Raw genomic sequence first — 511 nt, 5'->3', positions numbered from 1 at the left:
CTGTTAGAGGCTGCTCTTCAATCAAAGCGGATTAGCCGGTGTTATTCGTGACCGACACGCGCAAATCCATCTCGATCAATCGTATTTTGCATAAGCCTCAGGGGTGGAAGTACTTTGTTCGGGAGACGTTGGAGAGTGCTGATCTGTGGGGGATCACGGGTGACGGTTATCGGATTAAGTACTTCATCCAGGCGAGTGGCGTGTATTCGATCCAGGTGTTCAGTGAATTGTTCTGGACGAATGATGCCCATGCTTTGAGCGTTATTCATAAGGTCTGATTCGGGCGTGTCGTTCCGAGTGAGGTGCCCCATTCTTTCTGGACCACCGCGGAATTGGTAGGATTACCGCGATGACCGAAAGGAAGGCCCGGGATGTCCAGTTCCCGTGGGAAGTATTCTCCGGAGTTCCGCGCGGAGGCAGTGCGCGAGGTGATTGATAGGTCGCGATCCGTCGCGGACGTCGCTCGAGAGCTCGGACTGGTTCCGCAGACCCTCACTAATTGGGTGGCTGC

The 511-nt window shown here is 54.6% G+C and carries 2 protein-coding genes; both read left to right on the top strand.

The window, feature by feature from the left end; all coding sequences use genetic code 11:
- Positions 1–38: 38 nt before the first annotated feature.
- Entirely contained in the window at positions 39–278 is a 240-nt protein-coding gene (locus C5D07_RS15110) for a hypothetical protein (protein WP_104259711.1), read from the top strand.
- Positions 279–371: 93 nt separating this feature from the next.
- Positions 372–511: transposase (locus C5D07_RS16500; RefSeq protein WP_146079777.1), on the top strand; the 140-nt coding region annotated here is incomplete at its 3' end.

Origin of the sequence: Rathayibacter tritici (genome assembly GCF_002932875.1) — a bacterium.
GTDB lineage: Bacteria > Actinomycetota > Actinomycetes > Actinomycetales > Microbacteriaceae > Rathayibacter > Rathayibacter tritici.
The sequence above is the reverse complement of the archived record's forward strand: the minus strand, read 5'-3'. Positions and strand labels throughout refer to the sequence as shown.